Source organism: Chryseobacterium cucumeris (assembly GCF_016775705.1).
GTDB lineage: Bacteria > Bacteroidota > Bacteroidia > Flavobacteriales > Weeksellaceae > Chryseobacterium > Chryseobacterium cupriresistens.
Window position 1 is genome coordinate 2,499,079 of record NZ_CP068760.1, and the last position, 22,346, is coordinate 2,521,424.

The window sequence follows — 22,346 nt, forward strand, 5'->3', positions numbered from 1 at the left end:
TTTCAAATACTGTTCAAGCTCAATAAAAAAGACGGATCACATATGACCCGTCTCATTTTTTTATTTAAATGATGAATTATTTTTTAATGGCTTTGATCGTTTGTTTAGATCCGTCTTTCATTTCAAGCGTTATCAGATAAACTCCCTGCGTTACATCTCTTAAATGGATCGTAGATTCGGGATTACCAATGGTTTTCACTAATCTTCCCGTAACATCTGTCACAGATACATTTTTCACATTTTTCACATCAGAGATATTCAATACATCTGTAAATGGATTAGGATAAACCCGGATATTATTTTTCGCTGCAGCGACTTCGGATGTTGCCAGGTTGGCATTGTTAATACTGATATCGTCTATATACAGATTATACTGGTCCGGATCTGAATAAGCATTAAATCCAAAGAAATACACCCCTGTTGCAGGAACTGTAAATGTTATAGATTCTGTATGAGCAATTCCATCATTAATTGAAGGATAATCTGCTATAGAGCCCGTCATAGCGGCCGCATCAGGCGAAGTACCATATGCTACTTTCAGTTTTTCAGCATAAGTTGATGAATTATTACCATATTGATAACTGATTGTATATTGTACCCCTGCTGTTAAGTTCAATCCTTGTGTAAAGAACCATGCGTTGGCAGAATTGGAAGAGTTATACTTATATTTCAGTACATTGGTAGTGAATCCCTGGCTGTCAGAAGGAGGATCCGCTGTTTCCCAGTCATTTGCAGCCCCTGCATTAACATTCATTGTACAACCTGGAAGTTCTGGAACAGTAACATTTTCAAAATCTACAACATAAGGAAGGTTTGCACTTGAACATAATGTTGCAAATGTGGCAGAATCACTCCATGCACTTTTGCTTGTTGCGCTACACGCAGATCTCACCCATACATAATATACAGAGGAAGATGCTAAACCTGGAATATTATAGGTAGTTGCTGTAACTCCCGTAAAATTAGGTGTGCTTGTTGCTGTAGGTGCTGTATTGGTTGTGCTGTAATAAATATCATATCCGTTTGCAGGAACGGGAGTAGCCGCTGCCCAGGAAACGGTAGCTCCTGCAGCAGTAATATTTGAAACAACTAATGCATTAGGTTCACTACAAGCCGGTGCTACATCAATTTTAATATCATCAACATATAATTGATTCATATTAGCATCAGAATACGCCTGGAATCCAAAATAATAAACACCTGTAGCTGCTGGCGTGAAGTTCACAAAAGCGCTTGTTGCTGTACTGGTAACAATATCCGGGTGATCCGCCAGTGTATTGACCATTCCTGCACTGGTAGCTGAAGTTCCATAGGCTACTTTTAATTTTTCTGCGTATACAGTTCCTTCTGCATTGGCATATTTGTATTTAATTCTGTAGGTAGTTCCTGCGGTAAGGTTAATTCCATTGGTAAAAAACCAGGTATCGGCGTTATTAGCATAATCGTAAGAATACTGAAGTACATTACCTGTAAATCCCTGGGCGTCCAGATCACCTGTTTCCCACATATTTCCAGCACCATCATTAATCACCGATGTACAATCCGGCATTTCAGGCGGAGTTATACTTTCGAAATCCAACGCGTAAGGTACTCCCACAGCGACACATGATGTCATAAATGTTGCCATCTGGGACCATGCACTTTTGTTCGAAGTACTGCATACAGAGCGTACCCATACATGATAGGTAGTGGCTGGTGCAAGGGATGGCAGATTTGTAGTCAATCCATTGATAGATCCGGAAACAACTGTTGTAGCAGTAGGATATGTACTGGAAGTTGAATAATAATATTCGTAACCGCTTCCCGGCGCAGAAGAAGGAGCTGTCCATCCGATCTGAGCAGAATTGGCCGTAACAGCAGATACGGTTAAAGCAGATGGCGCAAAACAGGTCGGAAGGGCACCAATGTTTACCGTATAATCATGTGCTTCTCCGTACCCATCCGTATTACAAGGTATAGGATCACTGGAGAACCTGTCTCCTACTCTCATCCTGTAAGTACCTGGAGTAACGGTAGCAGGAATGGTTATAAGTCCAGCCGTAATATTATTGCCTCCTACAAGAGTACTGCTTGCCGTAGCTACAAGTTCAGGAGCGGCATCATCAAAAGTTCCGTCGTTATTGAAATCTATCCAGATACGGACATTCTGATCACTGTAATCATGTTTAACACTAAAATCATAACTCAAACCTGCACTCAGGTTGATCGTCATAGAGGTATAATCTCCATAGGCATCAGTAGAACAACCTGTATTAGGATGATCAAATCCGGCACCCGGAATTGCAAAAGAATCTATCACATCTCCTCCACTACACCCACTGGCAAAAGCAGGCGTACAGTAAGTCTGCGCAGAAGATAAAAAGCCGGCCATTAAGAAACCAACAAGTAAAAAATTTCTCATATAAAAACAGTATTAGTTAATCAAATCTAGTGAAAATCAGCAATAAAAAAAATATTTATTTAATTATATCACAATGAATTAAACTTTTTCTTTAATAAAAGGCAATTTCACCTATATAAAGAGAGGCCGCTCAAATTGAGCAGCCTCTCTTTTCCTGTTTTTTCAAGAAACTATTTTATCTCTTAATTGCTTTAAGGGTTTGTTTAGATCCGTCTTTCATATTCAGGACCACTAAGTATAACCCTTCTTTAAGATCTCTCAGCTGAAGCTCTGAAGATGGCTTATCAATAGTCTTAATCAATCTTCCGGAAACATCAACAATTAAAACAGACTGTACTTTGGATACATCAGAAATTGTCAGCATATCAGTAAACGGATTAGGATATATATTAATCTTGTTTTCTTTTACTGCAGTTTCAGACGTTGCCAGATTAGGATTTTGTTTTATTTCAACATTATCTAATAGAACATCATCATAGTAATATCCGCTACCATTCACATTTTTATCTACAGTAAATCTCACCTGGATAGTAGTTCCGATGTAAGAAGCCGCCAAAGGAACAGCAACTGTTCTCCATTGGTTTGAGTTGGTATTATCACTAAAAATAACTACCCATCCGTTTCCATCGTTTACTTCTACCGTAAGCTTGTTGTTATCATAAGTGGAAGGTGAAACCGTTGTAGAAGAAGTGGTAGAATGGTTTTTAAACCAGTCAAAAGAAACAAGAGGTGCGGTTAATCCTGTTAAATTTACAGGAGGAGTAACCAGCTGAACCGTGTTGGCACCCGCTCCATTATATGGTGAACTTGCATCTACCCATGCATATGTACCTGCCGCTTTTTGGTTATTAGCCGGACTTGCACCATAATCTGCAGACCCTGAGAACTTCCAGAACAGATTGGCGTCGGTACCTGTTGCCGTAGGGTTTATACTGCTCCAACAGTTGGGTGCTGCTCCATTATCAAAGTTTTGAGCAAAAGGAGCCATAGCAGTTCCACAAAGTGTATTGAAAACAGCAGCCTGAGAACTCCACGCACTCTTATCGGAAGAACTACATACCGATCTCACCCATAAATAGTAAGTACTGGAAGGAGATAACCCGGACAAAGGAGCTGAAGTGGTAGTGCTGGTTCCGGAAGCTGTAGTAGACGCCGTAGGAGCTGTACTGCTTGTAGAATAGTAATACTCATATCCACTTCCAGGAGCAGTAGCCGGAGCAGTCCAGGAAGCATCCGCTCCATTGGTTGTCATCCCCGAAACAGTAACAGCCAATGGTTCAGAGCAGCTAGGAGTCACATTTATATTGATATCATCAACATAAATCTGGTTCATGTTAGCAGCAGAATAAGCCTGGAATCCTAAATAATAAACTCCTGTTGCGCCTGGTGTAAAGTCTACAAATGCATATGTAGCAGTTCCACCTGTAATATTAGCGTGGTCAGCTAAAGTATTTGTCATTGAAGCACTTGCAGCAGAAGATCCGTAAGCAACTTTTAATTTTTCAGGATATTGTGTGGTTCCTGATGCATTCGCATACTTATATTTGATTCTGTAGCTAACTCCTGCAGTAAGATTTAAACCTTGGGTAAAGAACCATGTATTGGCAGCATTAGAACTATTATAGGAATAATTAAGCACTTTCCCTGTAAATCCAGCCGGAGCAGTTGCTGTTTTCCATGAATTTCCGGAACCACTGTTTACCACTGTTGTACAAATTGGCAATGCAGGTGTTGTAACATTTTCAAAATCTAAAGTATAAGGTAAATTAGATGAATTACATACCGTCTGGAATGATCTTACCGTACATGCGGTAGCAGGTCCTGTAATATTAGCTGTATAAGCAGTTACAGAATAATAATAGGCAGCACCAAAATTTAAAGGAGCAGCGAAAGTATAAGAATTATTCGTTCCGCCTGCAATATCCATATCTGCAATATCATTTCCTCCAGAGGTAGTTCCAACTTTCAGTTTATACCCGGCAGCGCCATTTATTGCATTCCATGTAATCGTAGGGGTTACACTTACTCCTGTAGCATTGGATGCAGGAGCGGTAACGGTAGGACATAACCCAAGTGTTGTAAAGTTTGCAGAGCTTGACCAATTTCCTTTATCTGTTCCATTACAGTTTCCTCTTACCCAATAATAATACTGAGTTGAAGGAGTCAGACCAGATAAATCAGCTGTTATTACCCCGGCACCTACAGATCCTGAAGGCGTAGCCGTTGCAAGCGGAGTTGTTGAAGATGTAGAATAATAATACTCATATCCATTACCCGGAGGTGTTGTAGAAGCTGTCCAGCTTATTGTTGCGGATTCAGGAGTCAGGGCAGAAGAAGAAAGACCGGTTACTGTACTTGCACAGTTAGGTGTAGTGGTAAAAGACCCTGAGGAGACATACCCATTCCCCGTTCCGGCTGCATTTGGAATATGAGAATATATAGATTTTACTGATCCGTTTAAAGCCTGAACCTGAACCTGGTAGCTTGTATTCTGAGTTAACCCTGTAATTGTAGCAGTTGCAGCAGAAACCGGATTACCAACAAGATCTGTCCAATCACAGTTTCCGACTTCTCTAAACTGAACATTGTAAGCTGTTGCACCTGTCGGAGCCGTCCAGTTTACAGTAGCAGCATTGTTGGTAATTGCAGTGGCAGCTGCAAAAGTCCTTACCGGAGCCTGTGTGCCTGGTGTCCATTTATATTGCAGCCCGGCAGGGATTTTAACACTTGCGTTGGTTGTGCTGGAAAAAAGCATTGTACTGCTAGCAGCATTACCGGTAACAGCTTTAGACCAGTCACAGGTAGTTCCTGACGGCACGTTTCCGATCATCAGGGAATTTACATTGGACGCATAAGTAGTACTGTTTCCTCTTATCCCTACCTGTGGAGTACTGCCTGAAGTGCTGGTACCCGGATCTGTACAGCTTCCATAAATGATCTTTATTTCACCTGTAGCATAAACCAATCTGATCTGAAAATTTAATTTTTCAGTAGATCTGTTAAAGTAATTGGCATGATCCTGCCACTGTACAACAAATTCAGTTCCCAGGTCTTCATATCTCACTTCATGATTTCCTGCTGGTTGTGTTGCATCTGATGATGAAAAGCCTCCATCCTGCCCAAAAGCAGAAATTGCCCCTGTAGTTGATCCCAGACTTGACATTGGAGTATAATTTGTCCCGGAAGGAGCTGCTCCAAACGTGATAAATCCATTGGCACTCACATAACATGTGGTCATAGCAACACCACCGAAATTAAAAGGAGAAGACAATGGAATTGCTGCGGATACATCATTGTCATAAGTAGTATTAGTCCCAGAAGGGAATAATTTTGTACCTCCTGTAATGGAAGTATAAGCCACCCCGGTACTTTTTGAAAAAGTATAGTTGGCGACGTCGGTTTGCGCATAGACTCCCATACTCAGGGAAGCCAGACACGAAAGTAGTAATTTCTTCATAAAATAGTAAATAATAACAGTTAGGGCGGTAAATGTATAAATATTAATTTAAATTTTAAATGAAATATTAGAAAATATCATAAATTTTTATACAAAAACAATAAAAAACATCATCCAAACATTATATAATTAAACATTTATTTAAATTATATAATTATTTCGCAATATGATGAAAAATAACAACTAATTAAATAACAGACACTTAACTAATATACAACCAAAATAGACTTCAGTAAATTTTTCTATCTTAAGAGAAAAACTATTTAAAATTTTTCATCAATACTGATAATATATAAACAAAAAAAAGAGTGGCATAAGCCACTCCTTTCTTTATCATGTATTTTTCTAGTTTAAATAAAATTCATATTTATTAAGAAGTTGAATTTCTTTTATCAGATCACCATTCAGATCCACCGAATGTTTCATAGACTGAACTTCAATATGGGAGTCATCTTCCAGGTTTTTGATAAAGAATTTCAATTTTTGGTTTCCTTTGTTTCTGTCGAGAACCGTTCTGAAAAAGTCGAGATCTTCAGGTCTTACATCCATCACATCCATCACCAATGATATACTCTTTGCAAATCGTTCAAATGCTTCCTGAAGTTCAATTACATCATTTACATTAACGAAGACCCTGCCATCTTTTACCTGAGCAAATTTTATCTTAAAAATCACAAATCTCTGTACTTCCAGCTTTTCTTTCAATCTCATGTAATCTCTGTCTCCCAGCCTGAATGAATAGGATCCGGAATAATCTTCAAGTGTAACAAAAGCTACTTTCTCACCACTTCTGAAACCATCCTGAACCCTGTATTCGGTAATAAGACCGGCTACAGTATATTCTTTACCACCACCGCCATTTTCCCTCTCTTTCTGAAGGGTTTTCCAGTCTTTCTTTTTCTCTTCAAACAGTTCTTCCTGTTTATTAGAGAAAGCCTGTTCTTTGTAAGCATCCACCTCATCCAGATTCAGGAATAAGAAATTCCCTTTTGGCTCTGCCTTCTTAGTAACTTCTTCTATCACTTCCTCTTCTCCTGCCACTATATCATCTGAAACAATTTCCGTAAGATCCACAGCATCGTCCAGGGCATCCTGTTCCAAAACAGGCGCTTCATCGGTAACAACCTTTTCTTCTTCATTTTTCTCAAGAACTGCTTTTTTAGAAAGCTGCCCCTGCATAAACTGGAACTGATATTTAAATTCGTCCAGCGGATGAGCAGAAAGATAGAAGCCAATGATCTCTTTTTCTTTATTAAGCTTATGCATATTGGGCCATTCCGGACATGGAGCCAGTTTCGGCTGTTCAATCTGAACTTCTTCTGCGAAATCCGCAAATAAAGAGTGCTCCATCTCGTTTTTGCTTTCCTGGAAACTCTGCCCGTATCTGATCAGTCTTTCAAGATTGGTCTTTCCTGCCATGTCAATATCAAAGTACTGTCCCCTATGGAAAGCATCCAGTTCATCAAAAGCACCTGCAAGCACCAAACTCTCCGCTACCCTTTTGTTCATCTGTGAAGGTAGTATTCTTTCGAAGAAATCATAAATATTTTTAAACCTTCCGTTTTCTCTCTCTCTTGTAATTGCTTCACTCGGTCCTTCCCCAATTCCTTTTATTGCACCCAACCCAAAGCGGATCTGTCCTTTTTCGTTTACGGAGAATTTGTATTGAGATTCATTCACGTCCGGTCCCAGAACATCCACGCCCATACTTTTACAGTCTTCCATGAACATGGTGATAGAATCTGTGTTGTTAATGTTATTACTCATTACACTCGCCATGTATTCTGCCGGATAATTAGCTTTTAAATAGGCGGTCTGATAAGCGATGAATGCATAACACGTTGAGTGGGACTTATTGAAGGCATATTCTGCAAAGGCTTTCCAGTCATTCCAGATCTTCTCCAGCCTTTCTTCATTAAGGTTGTTTTTTCTACCTCCTTCAATAAATTTCGGGTACATTTTATTAAGAACATCAATCTGCTTTTTACCCATTGCCTTTCTTAAAGTATCGGCTTCACCTTTGGTAAAGTTGGCCAGCTTCTGGGACAAAAGCATTACCTGCTCCTGATAAACGGTAATTCCGTATGTTTCTTTTAAATATTCTTCTGTTTCCGGTAAGTCGTAGACAATCTCTTCAATTCCGTGCTTTCTGTTGATGAAGTTCGGGATATATTTAATCGGACCGGGACGGTACAAGGCATTCATAGCGATAAGATCGGCAAAAACCGTCGGTTTAAGCTCTCTCATGTATTTTTGCATTCCCGGACTTTCATACTGGAAAATCCCGACCGTTCTTCCTTCTTTAAACAGTTGATATGTTTTGGCATCATCCAGCGGAATAAGATCCGGATCAATATCCACTCCATATCTTGCTTTAACAAGCTTCAATGCATCTTTAATAATAGTCAGCGTTCTCAGCCCCAAAAAGTCCATCTTCAGAAGACCGGCACTTTCCGCAACAGAGTTATCAAACTGTGACACCAGGATATCAGCATCTTTTGCTGCAATGGTAACCGGAACAAGATTACTCACATCTTCCGGCGTAATAATCACCCCGCAGGCGTGAATTCCGGTGTTTCTGATACAGCCTTCCATTTTTTTAGCACTTGCTAAAACTCCGTGTCGTGCATCATCAGGACTTTCAAGAACATATCTCATCTCATCAACGAGCATCTGTTCTTCCGGTTTTAATTTATCATACTTCGCTAAAGCTTTTGCAATATTCATCCCGGGACTTGGAGGAATCAGTTTGGCAATATTATTGGTATCAGGAATAGGCACATCCAAAACCCTTCCGGCATCTTTAATGGCAGATTTTCCTCCCAATACCGAGTATGTAATAATTTGTGCTACCTGAGTTTTTCCATATTTTTCAACAACCCATTTGATAATTTTATCTCGCCCTTCATCATCAAAGTCAATATCAATATCGGGCATGGAAACCCTTTCCGGGTTCAAGAATCTCTCAAAAAGGAGATCATATTTGATGGGGTCTACATTGGTAATTCCGATACAGTACGCCACCGCAGATCCTGCCGCCGACCCTCTTCCCGGACCAACCCAAACACCCATATTACGGGCTTCATTACAGAAATCCTGTACGATAAGGAAGTACCCCGGATAACCGGTATTGGCAATTACCTCAAGCTCAAAGTCAAGACGTTCTTTAATTTCATCAGTAATACCCGTTTCTGCATACCTTTTCTTGGCACCTTCATAGGTAAGATAGGTAAGGTAAGCCATTTCCCCTCTTTTTCCGCCGTCTACCTCATCTTCTGCATGGATAAATTCCGCAGGGATATCAAATTTAGGAAGAAGTACGTCTCTTTTTAAGGTATAAGGTTTAAATTTTGCCGTAAATTCTTCATAGGCATCAAAAGCATCCGGATAGGCTAAAAAGGCTTCTTTTATTTCATCAGAATTTTTGATGTAATATTCGCCTGTCGCCAGCCCTCTCCTTTTACCGAATCCTTTTCCAATAGGCGTAGTAAGCTTTTCACCATCTTTGATACAGCTTACAATGTCCTGAATATTAGAATCATCTTTATTGGTGTAAAAGGTTTCGTTCTGAGCTAAAATTTTCACATTATATTTATCTGCCAGATACAAAAGAACTTCATTTAAATGTTCTTCTTCAGGCAGTTTGTGATTCTGAATCTGCACATAAAAATCATCTTCAAAGGTGTCTTTCCACCATTTGAAAAGCTCCTCTCCTTTCTGCTCACCGGTATTTAAGATCGCGTCGGGAATATCCCCCATAATTCCGGATGTTAAAGCTATGACTCCTTCCTTATATTGAGCAATCAACTCCCTGCTCACCCTGGGAACTCCAAAATAGAATCCTTTCAGGAATCCGATACTGGAGAGTTTTGCCAGGTTTTTATATCCATTAAAATCTTTCGCCAAAAGCACAACCTGTGTTCTTCTGTCCGGATCATCTTTGGTAAACTGCTTTTGTTCGTAACGGTCTGAAATATAAAACTCACAACCCACTACAGGAATAAGCGGTTCTGAAACAGGCTCTTCTTCAGTAAATTCTGTTCCGTTTTCTTCTGCTTCCTGTTTTTTTGCCAGGTATTCTTTATGCTTTTTCGCTCTGTCTGCATTAGCTCCTTCTACTGCCGAGACGAACTTGAAAGCTCCCATCATATTTCCAAGATCTACCATTCCGACAGCTGGGAAATTTTCATCAGAGGCTTTTTTAATCAGGTCATTAATGCTTGAGGTAGCCGTAAGCGTAGAGAAAACACTATGGTTATCAAAATTGAAATATTTACCTAAATCAATTTCATCAATACTTCCGAAATCCTGCTGCTTTTTCTTATTATGAAAATCAGCAACCTGCCTTCTGATAACAATATTGAAGGGCTTGATCGGGTCCGGATAAAGGCTTCTGAAATACGCGAGCTGATCTTCTGAAATCTTTAATGTTTCAGCAGGAACTACGCCAATTCTTACCATTTCAAAGAAAGCTCTGGCCGTTGCATTTACGTCGGCTGCAGCATTATGGGCTTCATCAAATTTGTTCCCATAAAGTTTTTCATATAATTCTTCAAGTTTCGGAGGTTTAAAACGGCCTCCCCGGCCACCGCCCAGCTGGCAGAAGTCGGTTCCCAAAATCATAGTATCCGCTTTAGGCTTTTCCTGAAGGTTATCTTTCAGGTTTTTTCTGTAAAATTCTGCTCCTACGATATTGTAATCGAACTCTACATTATGCCCGGAAACCACCCTGATTTTTTCAAGAACGGTAGAGAATTCTTCAAGAACCTCCTGAAGATCACGTCCTTCTTCATTGGCAATTTTGGTTGTAATTCCGTGAATACGTGCTGCGTTGAAGGGAATATCATACCCTTCAGGTTTTATTATATAATCCTGGTTTTCAATCAAGTTTCCATCATCATCGTGCACCTGCCATGCAATCTGGACCATTCTGGGCCAGTTATCCGAGTCTGAAAGCGGAGCGTTGAAATTTTTTGGTAAACCGGTTGTTTCTGTGTCAAAAATTAAATACATATAATGTTCTAACTTTTTTATAAAAAGAGAATGTAAAGTTACTTCATTTTTTTCTAATCACCACCCTGGTTTCAGAATATAAAATCTCCGCCTTTTAAAAATATAAAGCTTAATTTTTTCTACTCCTTGGATTTGCTTTTTTTCCAATTAATTCTCCATCAAATGATAAATTATAACATATAAAAATACCATGAATGCTAATCTCAGGACTTTTTCTAACTGTTTTCCTGTCAAAAACCATCAATTCTCATTTAAATCCAGTAAAATAAAAACTATAAACACAAATTAAAATATTAGATTATTCATAAATAACCAAATAAAACATTAAAATAATCAATAAAAACAACATTCAGTTGTACAAAATAAAAAATAAAAGCATTTTATCCATACATTTAACAACCAAAGAACATAAAAAATATCACAATGAAAAAAATTTTTATTTCGATCGGCATACTGACAACCATTGTCATGAATGCGCAAAACAGTAATGAAGTTTTAAAAAAAACATTAGAACGGCAACGAATAGAAAACAACAAAAAATTTGATCTGTTTCTCTCAAAGCATTTTGAGTCTGATAAAAATCCTGAGACACTTAAAGAACTCGAAGAACAGCGAAAAATTTTGGCAGGATTCGATCCGGATGGAAAGCCTTATTTCTATCAGTCGGATGATTTGGATCAAATAAAAAACTCCAATGCAGACTTTTTACAGAATGGCACCATCACAGGGTTGACAGGTTCATTTAACGGCGAAAATATTAAATATACCATCTTTGATGGCGGAAGAGCATTTGAAGGACATGAACTGTTTAACAACGCAGCAGACAGGGTTAATAATAAAGAAGCCAGTACCATGAATTACAGCTCACATGCCACTGCTGTTACAGGATTTATCGGCGCCAAAGACTATCCTTATACGCTTACATTTACCAATGGAACAACCCGGGTTACGAATTTAAGAGGAATAGCACAAAATTCAACTTTTGACAATTATGCCTTCGCTACTACAACATTACCCGGAGGTTCTGCTTCCAGTACGGTATTTGAAAAAATAGTCCTGGCACAGCCCAAAATGTCCAATCATTCATACGGTACAAACCCTGGCTGGAGTAGCCTTTATGGAATTGCCTGGATATGGGGCGGGCAGTTCATAAGCCCTGGAACCACTGCTGATCTACAGGGAACCTATCTTGATAGCGACCAGACTTATGACAATATCGTGTATAACAATCCCACCTATGTTATCGTTAAATCAGCCGGAAATTCATATGGAATGGGGCCAACAGGAAACACCTTAGCTAAATATTATAAAAACAGTGCAGGAACTTATGTACAATTTGCAGCTACAGACACACTTCCACAAAACAACTGCGCTTTAGGATATGACTGTATTGGTTTTGGTTCTTTGGCAAAAAACATTATTGTAGTAGGTGCTTCTGATATCCTGACTGCCAGCGACAAAAGATACTCCTCTCCTTCTGATGTTATAAAATCAAGCTACAGCAGCGCAGGTCCAAGAGATGACGGCGCTATAAAACCGGACATTATTACTACAGGAACTAATGTAGGATATGGTTCCACAGCGGAAAATACAACAGGCAGCAGCTTATATAACGTGGGCAGTGGAACCTCTTTTTCCGGGCCTATTGTTACCGGAATCATAGGAGTCTGGATGCAGATTTATAAACAGCTATATCCTGCTCTTGAGCTTAATGCAGCCTCTGCAAAAACCTTAATGATCCACTCTGCATCGGAAGCAGGAACTGTCGGCCCGGACCCATGGAATGGCTGGGGGTATATAGATGCAAAAAAAGGAGCAGAACTTCTTGTAGGAAAATCCAACAATACCATACTATTTAATGATGAAACCTTAAATAATGGTTCGGTTAATGCTCGAACAGTGAAAGCATCCGGATCTGAACCCTTAAAAGTAACCCTATCCTGGATTGATCCGGAATATGTTATCCCCACAAGCATAACATGGGCAGAAGCCTACAACAACAGAACTTCCAGATTAATAAACGATCTGGATGTAAGAATTATAGATACCGGAACAGGCATCATTTATCAGCCTTGGAAATTAAATGCATTAGATCCAATGACTCCTGCTACAAAAGGAGACAACACAGTAGATAATGTAGAGCAGGTTGTTATTGATAACCCAACACCAGGAGCTGTTTATAGAATTGAGATTTCTCATAAAGGAACATTAAAAAATAACGCTTCTCCAAGTGTTACTTCCCCTCAGAATTATTCTATCATTGCATCAGGATTTAGCGAAGTGCTGGGAACCAAGGATGCCGGATTAAGAAAATCTGATGGCATAACGATCGCACCAACGGTTGTAAAAGATTTCACCAATGTATTAAAAGCTCCTAAAAATTCCACATTCAATGTCTATGATCTTTCAGGTAAGAAGTTACAGAAAGGAAAGATCAACAATCACAAAGAACCAATAGATTTATCTGCGTACACCAATGGAATTTACATCATTGAAATAAAAACAGACAAAGATGTTATTTCTAAAAAAGTGATCAAGGAATAACCTATATAAACAAAGATTTTTCACAAAATACTAACAGTTGTTAGTATTTTGTTTTTTTATGTATATTTGCTTCCTATGGAAAATGCACTTCACGAAAAAGTTTCTCAGGATATATTACTCAAAGCGTATAATCATATGATGCTGGCCAAGGCAATGGCTGACATTTACGAAGAAAACAGAAATGTATGCAAATACGTTCACAGTACTTCCAGAGGTCACGAAGCCATCCAGCTTGCGACAGCCTATCAGCTTAAAAAAGAAGACTGGGTTTCTCCCTATTACAGAGACGAAAGCATTCTTTTAGGAATCGGTTTTGAACCTTACCAACTAATGCTTCAGTTACTGGCTAAAGCTGATGATCCTTTTTCGGGAGGAAGATCTTATTACTCCCACCCTTCAAGCAGGGATGAAAACAAACCAAAAATCGTTCACCAGAGTTCCGCTACTGGAATGCAGACTATCCCAACGACAGGAGTTGCACAGGGAATCAAATACATTCAGGATTTCAATCTTCAGCAATTTGAAAACAATCCTGTTGTGGTTTGTAGTCTTGGAGACAATTCCGTTACAGAAGGTGAAGTGAGTGAAGCTTTACAGTTTGCAGCTCTGCATCAGCTTCCGATCATCTTCCTTGTTCAGGATAACGAATGGGGAATTTCCGTAACGAAAGACGAAGCAAGAACCTGTGATGCATACGATTTTGTAGCAGGATTCACGGGGTTAAGCAGAATGAGAGTAGACGGAACTGATTTTGTGGAAAGTTTCGAAGCCATGAAAAAAGCCGTAGATTTTGTAAGAACAGAAAGAAAGCCTCTTGTTGTCTGTGCCAAAACGGTATTGATCGGTCATCACACTTCAGGAGTAAGAAGAGAATTCTATAGAGACGAAGAAGATTTAACAAAACACAGGGCCAAAGATCCGGGAGAAATCCTTAGAAAACATTTACTGGAAACAGGTGTTGATGAAGATCTTTTAAAGCAAATCACTAAAAAGGCGCGTCTTGAAGCAGAAGAAGCTTTTGAAAAAGCTAAAAATGCAGAGGATCCAAAGCCTGAAACCGTAATGCAGCACGTTTTTGCCCCAACTCCCATTACTGAGGAAACAGGGACACGTGAACCCGCCAACGGAGAAAAAATTGTAATGGTGGATGCTGCCATCCATGCCATCCAGGAACTGATGTGGAAACACCCTGAAGCACTTCTTTATGGGCAGGATGTAGGTGAAAGAATCGGTGGAGTTTTCCGTGAAACGGTTACTTTAGGAAAAAAATTCGGAAGCAAAAGAGTATTCAATACGGCCATTCAGGAAGCTTATATCATAGGATCTACTGCCGGAATGAGTGCTGTTGGGCTGAAACCAATTGTTGAGGTTCAGTTTGCAGATTATATTTATCCGGGAATCAACCAGTTGATTACGGAAATTTCAAAATCAAGTTATTTAAGCGGTGGAAAATTCCCGGTAAGCAATATCATCCGTGTTCCTATCGGAGCCTATGGCGGCGGCGGTCCTTACCATAGTGGAAGTGTGGAAAGTATCTTAGCCAATATCAAAGGAATCAAAATAGCATACCCAAGTAATGCCGCAGATTTTAAAGGTTTGCTAAAAGCAGCTTATTATGATCCGAACCCGATAGTGATGCTGGAGCATAAAGGGTTGTACTGGAGTAAAGTTCCGGGAACTGAAGATGCCAAAACGATAGAGCCTGCTGAAGACTATGTTCTTCCATTTGGAAAAGGTAAAGTAATTATTGAAGCAGATAAGGATGAAACCGAAAAAGGCAGAACTTTATTGATAGTTACTTATGGAATGGGAGTTTACTGGGCTAAAGAAGCAGCTAAGAGATTCAACGGAAGAGTTGAAGTGATCGACTTAAGAACATTGATCCCTCTTGATGAAGAACTTGTTTTCGAAAGAGTGAAAGCGCATGGAAAATGTATCGTTCTAACAGAAGAACAGCTTAATAACTCTTTTGCAGAAGCTTTTGCACACCGTATTTCCAAAAATTGCTTCAGGTATCTTGACGCACCGGTAGAAACAATGGGATCACTGGATGTACCTGCTGTTCCTATCAACCTTGTTCTGGAAAAAGAAATGCTTCCAAATGCTGAAAAGCTCAGCAGTAAGATCGAAGAAATGCTGAAATATTAAATAATTGAAACCTCTGAAAAATCAGAGGTTTTTTTTATTAATTTTAATCAACAGAACAGATGTCTCATTTTGGTATCTATTTTGTTTATATGCACCAAAAATTCGATACTTCTTTATGATCACTACTAAATACGTCAATTATAAGCAGGTTCTCAATTTATCAGGTTTTCATCTTATACTGATTTCAATCTGGTGTACGCTGATCGCTGTCCTATTCTATTTTTTCAATTGGCAGTGGATGACTATTCCATGGGTTCCAGTAGCTTTGATTGGTACGGCAGAAGCATTCCTTGTTGGTTTTAAAAACAATCAGGCTTATGACAGACTTTGGGAAGCCAGAAAAATCTGGGGCGGAATTGTGAATTCCAGCCGTTCATTTGCCTCTATGGTATATGCCTTCGATACTAAAAATGAAGAAATTGGTGTTTTTGATCTTGAAGACCGTAAAAGAAGAATCGTTTACCGTCATATAGCATGGTTATATACTTTCCGGGAACAGCTTTTGATTCCTACAGAATGGGAGCATATCAGCACAGAAAATAATAAATTCGGGAATATCAACCTGAGAAGAAATAGGTTAATAAAAGCCGGTTTTCCTGACTACGGAAGAGCTCCTATTTTCCTGCACAAATATCTGTCAGAGGAAGAGTATGATCTTAAAAATGATTATAAAAATTTTGCTACCTATCTGGTTGCCCAACAAGCGAAAGACATTAACGAGCTGAAAAATATGAATGCCATTACGGATTTCAATCAGACTCAGCTTCAAAACAGCCTGAATGAATTCTACAATTTCCAGGGACAGGCGGAGAGAATTAAAAAATTCCCTTCTCCAAGACAGTTTGCCAGTACAGCTTTTGTTTTTAATATTCTGTTCATCATGCTTCTTCCCCTGGGATTAGTGAACGAGTTTGCCAAATTGGGAGATTGGGGAATATGGACCTCTATTCCTTTCTGTATTATTATCGGATGGATTTATATCATTATGGAACTGGTAGGAGATTATTCTGAAAATCCTTTTGCAGGATTAATGTTTGATGTTCCGATGCTTTCAATCTGCAGAACGATTGAAATAGACCTTCTTCAGATGAGCGGAGAAACAGACCTTCCGGATCCTATTTCTTCTAAAAATGGAGTGTTGGTATAATTTCTTAGTTATCTTGAAGACCTAAACTTTATATCAAAATCATTGTAAACTTTAAAATATTCTCTAAAAAGTATTCAAAAAGTTCATTGTTTTTCATAATTTAGAAGCATTGAAAGCATAAGCTATATTGATTCATCCGAATTGATTTAGCTTTTACTTTTTCCATCAACTAATAATTTTATCCTTCCTTTTGTAAACAATGAAATCCAATCAACTCCTGCAGGCTATCGCAATGTTATGTCTTGCCTTATTCTCCCCTAAAGTGAAATCACAGGCAGCTTTCAACAAAGAGTTACCCAAAGAGTTTACGGACGGATTTACCAAAGAAATTAATGACAGCATTTCTTCTTTGGGATCGTTCATTGTTTCCCAAAATGACAAACTGATTTATGAGCATTATTTCCACGGAGCCAGCAAGGAAACCATCTTCAGCATAAAGTCCGTTACCAAGAGTATCGTCTCTGTTCTGGCAGGCATTGCACAAGATAAAAACATACTTCCTAATCTCAATACACCGGTTTTAAAAATTCTTCCGGAATACAATATATCGAGAAGCAGTTTCAAAAACATTTCCAATATTGAAGGAAAAGTAGCTCATGATTCCATCAGAAATACATTAACGTTAAAAAATCTATTGACCATGCAGGGTGGTTTTGACTGGGTTGAAAATTCAAAAATTTCAACAGCCATGTCATTTTCCGGTGATCCTGTAAAGTTTGTACTGGATCTTCCTTTTGAAGAGTATCCGGGAACCGTATTCAATTATAACAGCGGTGAAACCCACCTTTTCGGAGCAGCACTGGCAAAAATTGTGAAAACCAATCTGAAACAATTTGCAGCAGAAAACCTTTTTAAACCATTAAAGATCAATGTTCCCCGATGGGATACAGATTCCATGAACAGAAATATTGCAGGTTCGGAAATGTTTATGAAACCTGAAGATATGCTGAAATTTGGTTTGATGATCCTGAATAACGGAAAACTTGGAGGCAGACAGATTGTTTCCTCAAAATGGATTCAGGAATCGACAGCTGAGCATGTCAAACTGGATTCCTGGGATGTAATGCCAGGTGCCAATGGATACGGCTATTACTGGTGGCGGAGAAAAACCAACGGACATCAGGCTTTCGTAGCTACCGGATATGGCGGACAGCTTATCTGCATCATTCCTGATTTAAAAATGGTTATCGTGACGACCTGCTTTCTGAATGACAAAAACAGAGGCAGAAGCGAGATTAAAAGACTTCACTATTTTATCGACAATATGACCAAAGAAGATATTTATAAACATTGATCTTCCACACAGTTTAAATCAAAAAACCTGCGATAAGCTTACAATACAATCGCCGTCGTATTTTTAACTTCGGAAATCATAAATGAGCTGTGCGTACTTGCGATGTGCTGAAGTGTTGTTAGTTTCGTCAGCATAAAACTGCGGTAATCTTCAATATCTTTCACTCCTATTTTAAGGATATAATCATAATCTCCGCTTACATGGAAACATTCCGTAACTTCCTGAAGGTCCATTACCTCTTTTTCAAACTGAAGAACAAATTCTTTTTTATGCTGGCTTAGTTTCACATGACACAAAACGATAAAATTTTTCTTAACTTTACCCTTGTCCAGCAAGGCTACATATTTTGAAATAACCCCTGCATTTTCAAGCTTTTTTACACGCTCATAAATTGCTGTAACGGATAATCCAAGCTTAGCGGACAGTTCTTTGGTGGTTTGTTTACAGTCTTCCTGTAAAAAAGACAAAAGTTTCTTATCAGTTTCGTCAAGTTCCATAGATAATTTTTTGGTAAAAATTTAATACTATCGAAGATACTAAATATTTTTTCTAAATAAACAATATTTTACAGTTTTATATTCTATAAATTCAAATTTATGTTGTAATAATTAACAATTTAATGCAAATTAGAACCATAAAATAAAAACAATATTTATGGAAAACTTTAACGCAGCCAATGAGATCCAAGATCTTCAGTATTTTGGTGAATTCGGGGGAGTGAATCCTTCTATCTCTGACAGCTCCACCTATACCTTCCTTTCTGCAAAGACAATGTTTGATACTTTCGAAGGCAATGCGGAAGGATGCTATCTGTACTCCAGACATTCATCACCGATGAATCTTTATCTGGCACAGGCTCTTGCCAAGATGGAGAACACAGAATCTGCCAACGTTACAGCATCCGGAATGGGAGCAATAACTTCTGTTTTGATGCAGGTGTGCAAAAGTGGAGACCATATTATTTCAAGCCGGACTATCTACGGAGGAACCTATGCTTTTCTAAAAAATTTCTTCCCTCAGTTCAATGTAGCGACCACTTTTGTAGATATCAATAATTTTGAATCTATAGAAAAAGCTATTACTCCCGATACTAAAGTCATTTATTGTGAAAGTGTCAGCAATCCGCTGCTTGAAGTAGCAGATCTTAGAAAGCTTTCCGAAATCTGTAAGAAACACAACCTGAAACTGATTGTAGATAATACCTTCTCCCCTCTTTCAATTTCTCCGACATTATTCGGGGCTGACGTCGTGATTCACAGCCTCACAAAGTTCATCAACGGAAGCAGTGATACGGTAGGAGGAGTATATTGTGCCACTCAGGCATTTATTGATGATACCAAAAATGTCAATTCCGGAGCATGTATGCTTCTTGGCCCAACCATGGACAGCTTACGATCTTCAAGTATCTTAAAAAATCTGAGAACATTACACATCAGAATCAAACAGCACAGCCACAATGCCATGTATCTGGCTGAAAGATTTGAAAAAGATGGTTTAAAAGTATCTTATCCGGGCTTGCCATCCCACAAAAACCATGAATTAATGAAAAGTATGATTCATGAAGAATATGGATACGGAGGATTACTGACTCTGGATGCCGGAACAACAGAAAAAGCAAACGAACTGATGGAACTGATGCAGACAGAAAACCTGGGTTATCTTGCTGTGAGTTTAGGGTTCTATAAGACCTTATTCTCATGCTCAGGAAAATCTACCTCATCTGAAATCCCTGAAGAAGAAAGAGCATCTATAGGAATTTCAGACGGACTGATCAGGTTCTCCATCGGTCTTGACCACGATATCAAAAGAACTTACCAAAAAATGAAGGAATGCATGCTGAAAGTTGGAGTTCTTAACCACCATGAAAACATTTCCATTTCCTAAATTTATTGTAAAAAGGCTGTTTCATTTGTGAGAAACAGCCTTTTTTATTTATCAATCCACCTGTTTTAATATTGATTAACAAATGTTATGTGTAGTCTTTTACAGGTTTAGGCTAAAGCCATTGGAAGATTTTATTTATTTTGATGAATGGGCTAAAGCCCACTCCTATTGAATTTTCTTTTTGATAATCCCTCATGTTATTTCTTATAATAATGATGCGGAAAAGCATCCTCGGGCTTCATTCTGAAAACATTCAGCAAAATCCAGGACTTTAAAAATCCGTATCCGTAAGAAAACATCTGAATATACGTGGAAATAACTGCCATTCCGGCAATACTGATATTTTTTGTCAGCAATAAAGCGTGAAACAACACCAGAAAGGTATACAATCCATAAAAGGCAAGGATGATTCCTCTTCCCATAATAAAATACTCCAGAAAGCCCATCACATATCCCAGCATAAATAAAGTAGGAAAAGCAAAGGAAATTTTTACATAATTCGGGTGTCTCTGGTTAAGAATCGGTCTTGCACAGCCAAACTGATAGACCTGTTTGGAGAATTTTCCAAAATCGACCCTACGTTTGTGATATACAGCGATATCATCAAAAAAAGCAGTAGTAAAACCATTTTCCCATAGGGTCATGGAAAGATCCGGATCTTCACCAATTCTCATTTCGGAAAATCCGCCTACTTTTTTAAAGACTTCTTTTTTCACTCCCATATTAAAACTTCTGGGCTGAAATTTTGAAACCGCTTTCTTACTTCCCCTTATTCCTCCGGTTGTAAATACAGACGTCATGGAATAAGAAATAGCTTTCTGCATCAGATTAAATCCTTTATGCGCTTTATCAGCCCCGCCAAACGCATCACAAGGAATGGTCAGGATATCGTTTTTAATATGCTCAATATAATCTTTTTCAACAATGACATCACTGTCTACAAATACCAGCCATTCGTTAGCGGCTCTTGCCGCACCGTAATTTCTTGTCAGTCCCGGTCCTGAGTTATCTTTTCTGAAATATTTAATATCCAATCCCTGTTCAAAGTTTTTGATAGTAGGTTTCAGATCGATCAGAGAACCGTCATCCACGATAATGATCTCAAACTCCTTATCTGTCTGTTGAGTAAGAGAAGTCAGCAACTCAAAAAGTTCGTCTTTCCGGTTGTAAATGGCAACGACAATAGAAATAGTAGGCTTCAAATTGAAAATTTTTCAAAATTACTTATTCGCAGAACAACCTACAAACAGTTTAACAGCTTATTCAGATAAATTAACGATGTTACATTGTATTCTTCTCTCTGTACATATTTTATCAATGAAATTCTGAACCAAGTAATTTGGCATTCTAAACAAAATAAACATCCGGAATCCCTCCTAATTTTGCTATAGAAATTTAAACCCACAAAAAAATGGAACCAATTATCAGCACATTACAGCAACCCATTCAGTCAGGCTTTAACGCTTATTCAACAGCACAGGAAGTTATTCAGGGAATTGATCTTACTGGAAAAACAGTGATCATTACCGGTGGCTACGCAGGAATCGGACTTGAAACTACAAAAGTACTTACTTCGGCCGGAGCCTATGTCATTATTCCTGCAAGAGATATTGAAAAGGCAGGAAAAAACCTTACAGGAATTGAAAATATCAAACTTGAAAAAATGGATCTGATGGATCCGGCATCCATTGATGCCTTTGCAGAAAGATTCGTCTCATCACGCAGAAAACTGGATCTTCTTATTAATAATGCCGGGATTATGTGGGTACCACTCCGCAGAGACAGCAGGGGTTTTGAATCTCAGCTGGCGACCAATTATCTTGGACAGTTCCATCTCACCTCAAAATTATGGCCGGCTCTGAAAAAAGCAAATGGAGCAAGGGTTATCAGTGTTTCTTCGTATGGACATCAGATGGCTCCTTTTAATTTTGAAGACCCCAACTTTGAGGAAAGAAATTACGATACCCTTTCCGGATACGGACAATCCAAAACAGCTTGTAATCTGTTTGCCGTAGAACTAGATGAAAAAGGAAAAGAATTCGATATCAGAGCTTATTCTCTCCATCCCGGTTCTGTATATGGTACTGATCTGGGCAGAGAAGAACCTGTTGAGCTTTTTAAACAGCTTGGAACGCATGACGAAAACGGAAATATAAAACCTGAAGTTGAAGCACGATTAAAAACAATTCCACAAGGGGCTGCTACTACAGTCTGGTGTGCTGTGACGCCTCAACTTAACGGAATTGGCGGAGTGTATTGTGAAAACTGTGATATTGCAGAGGTAGACAGAGGGCAAATTGAGCACAGATTTGATGAACCGGCTACTATTCGTGGAGTACAACCTTATTCCATCGACAAAAACAATGCTGCCCGTTTATGGAAATTAAGTGAAGAGATGCTGGGATTTGAGTTCGATACCCAATAACTGTTTTTTAAATACATTTGTAATGAAAAACTT

General features: G+C 38.7%; 11 protein-coding genes. 6 read left to right on the forward strand and 5 right to left on the reverse strand.

The window, feature by feature from the left end; translation table 11 throughout:
• Window positions 1–76: 76 nt before the first annotated feature.
• From JNG87_RS11295 to dnaE, 3 genes are all read right to left on the reverse strand, one after another.
• Window positions 77–2,401, reverse strand: a complete 2,325-nt coding sequence (locus tag JNG87_RS11295) for a GEVED domain-containing protein (RefSeq protein WP_202838525.1) — start codon at window positions 2,399–2,401, stop codon at window positions 77–79.
• A 175-nt stretch (window positions 2,402–2,576) separates the two neighbouring features.
• A complete protein-coding gene (locus JNG87_RS11300) occupies window positions 2,577–5,858 on the reverse strand; it encodes a fibronectin type III domain-containing protein (protein WP_202838526.1) in 3,282 nt (1,093 codons plus the stop codon).
• A gap of 345 nt (window positions 5,859–6,203) precedes the next feature.
• Entirely contained in the window at window positions 6,204–10,871 is a 4,668-nt protein-coding gene (dnaE, locus tag JNG87_RS11305; protein WP_202838527.1) for a DNA polymerase III subunit alpha, read from the reverse strand.
• Window positions 10,872–11,294: 423 nt separating this feature from the next.
• On the opposite strand from dnaE, the gene JNG87_RS11310 reads away from it, so the two are divergent.
• The 4 genes from JNG87_RS11310 (at window position 11,295) to JNG87_RS11325 (ending at window position 18,004) form a co-directional block, all read left to right on the forward strand.
• On the forward strand, window positions 11,295–13,415 hold the full coding sequence (locus tag JNG87_RS11310; protein ID WP_202838528.1) for a S8 family peptidase: 2,121 nt from the start codon (window positions 11,295–11,297) through the stop codon (window positions 13,413–13,415).
• A gap of 75 nt (window positions 13,416–13,490) precedes the next feature.
• Entirely contained in the window at window positions 13,491–15,563 is a 2,073-nt protein-coding gene (locus tag JNG87_RS11315; protein ID WP_202838529.1) for a thiamine pyrophosphate-dependent enzyme, read from the forward strand.
• A gap of 115 nt (window positions 15,564–15,678) precedes the next feature.
• On the forward strand, window positions 15,679–16,710 hold the full coding sequence (locus tag JNG87_RS11320) for a bestrophin family protein (protein ID WP_202838530.1): 1,032 nt from the start codon (window positions 15,679–15,681) through the stop codon (window positions 16,708–16,710).
• A gap of 199 nt (window positions 16,711–16,909) precedes the next feature.
• Window positions 16,910–18,004, forward strand: coding sequence for a serine hydrolase domain-containing protein (locus tag JNG87_RS11325; protein ID WP_202838531.1), 1,095 nt, complete (start codon window positions 16,910–16,912; stop codon window positions 18,002–18,004).
• Between the two features lie 38 nt (window positions 18,005–18,042).
• Here the strand turns inward: JNG87_RS11325 and JNG87_RS11330 are convergent, their stop codons facing one another.
• Window positions 18,043–18,501, reverse strand: a complete 459-nt coding sequence (locus JNG87_RS11330) for an Lrp/AsnC family transcriptional regulator (RefSeq protein WP_202838532.1) — start codon at window positions 18,499–18,501, stop codon at window positions 18,043–18,045.
• A 157-nt stretch (window positions 18,502–18,658) separates the two neighbouring features.
• On the opposite strand from JNG87_RS11330, the gene JNG87_RS11335 reads away from it, so the two are divergent.
• Window positions 18,659–19,888, forward strand: a complete 1,230-nt coding sequence (locus tag JNG87_RS11335; RefSeq protein WP_202838533.1) for an aminotransferase class I/II-fold pyridoxal phosphate-dependent enzyme — start codon at window positions 18,659–18,661, stop codon at window positions 19,886–19,888.
• A 197-nt stretch (window positions 19,889–20,085) separates the two neighbouring features.
• On the opposite strand, the gene JNG87_RS11340 is transcribed toward JNG87_RS11335, so the two are convergent.
• Window positions 20,086–21,090 carry a glycosyltransferase gene (locus JNG87_RS11340; protein ID WP_202838534.1) on the reverse strand — a complete coding sequence of 335 codons (1,005 nt, stop codon included), beginning with the start codon at window positions 21,088–21,090 and terminating at the stop codon, window positions 20,086–20,088.
• 209 nt (window positions 21,091–21,299) lie between these two features.
• Between JNG87_RS11340 and JNG87_RS11345 the strand changes: the two genes are divergently transcribed.
• A complete protein-coding gene (locus JNG87_RS11345; RefSeq protein WP_202838535.1) occupies window positions 21,300–22,313 on the forward strand; it encodes an SDR family NAD(P)-dependent oxidoreductase in 1,014 nt (337 codons plus the stop codon).
• Window positions 22,314–22,346 lie beyond the last annotated feature (33 nt).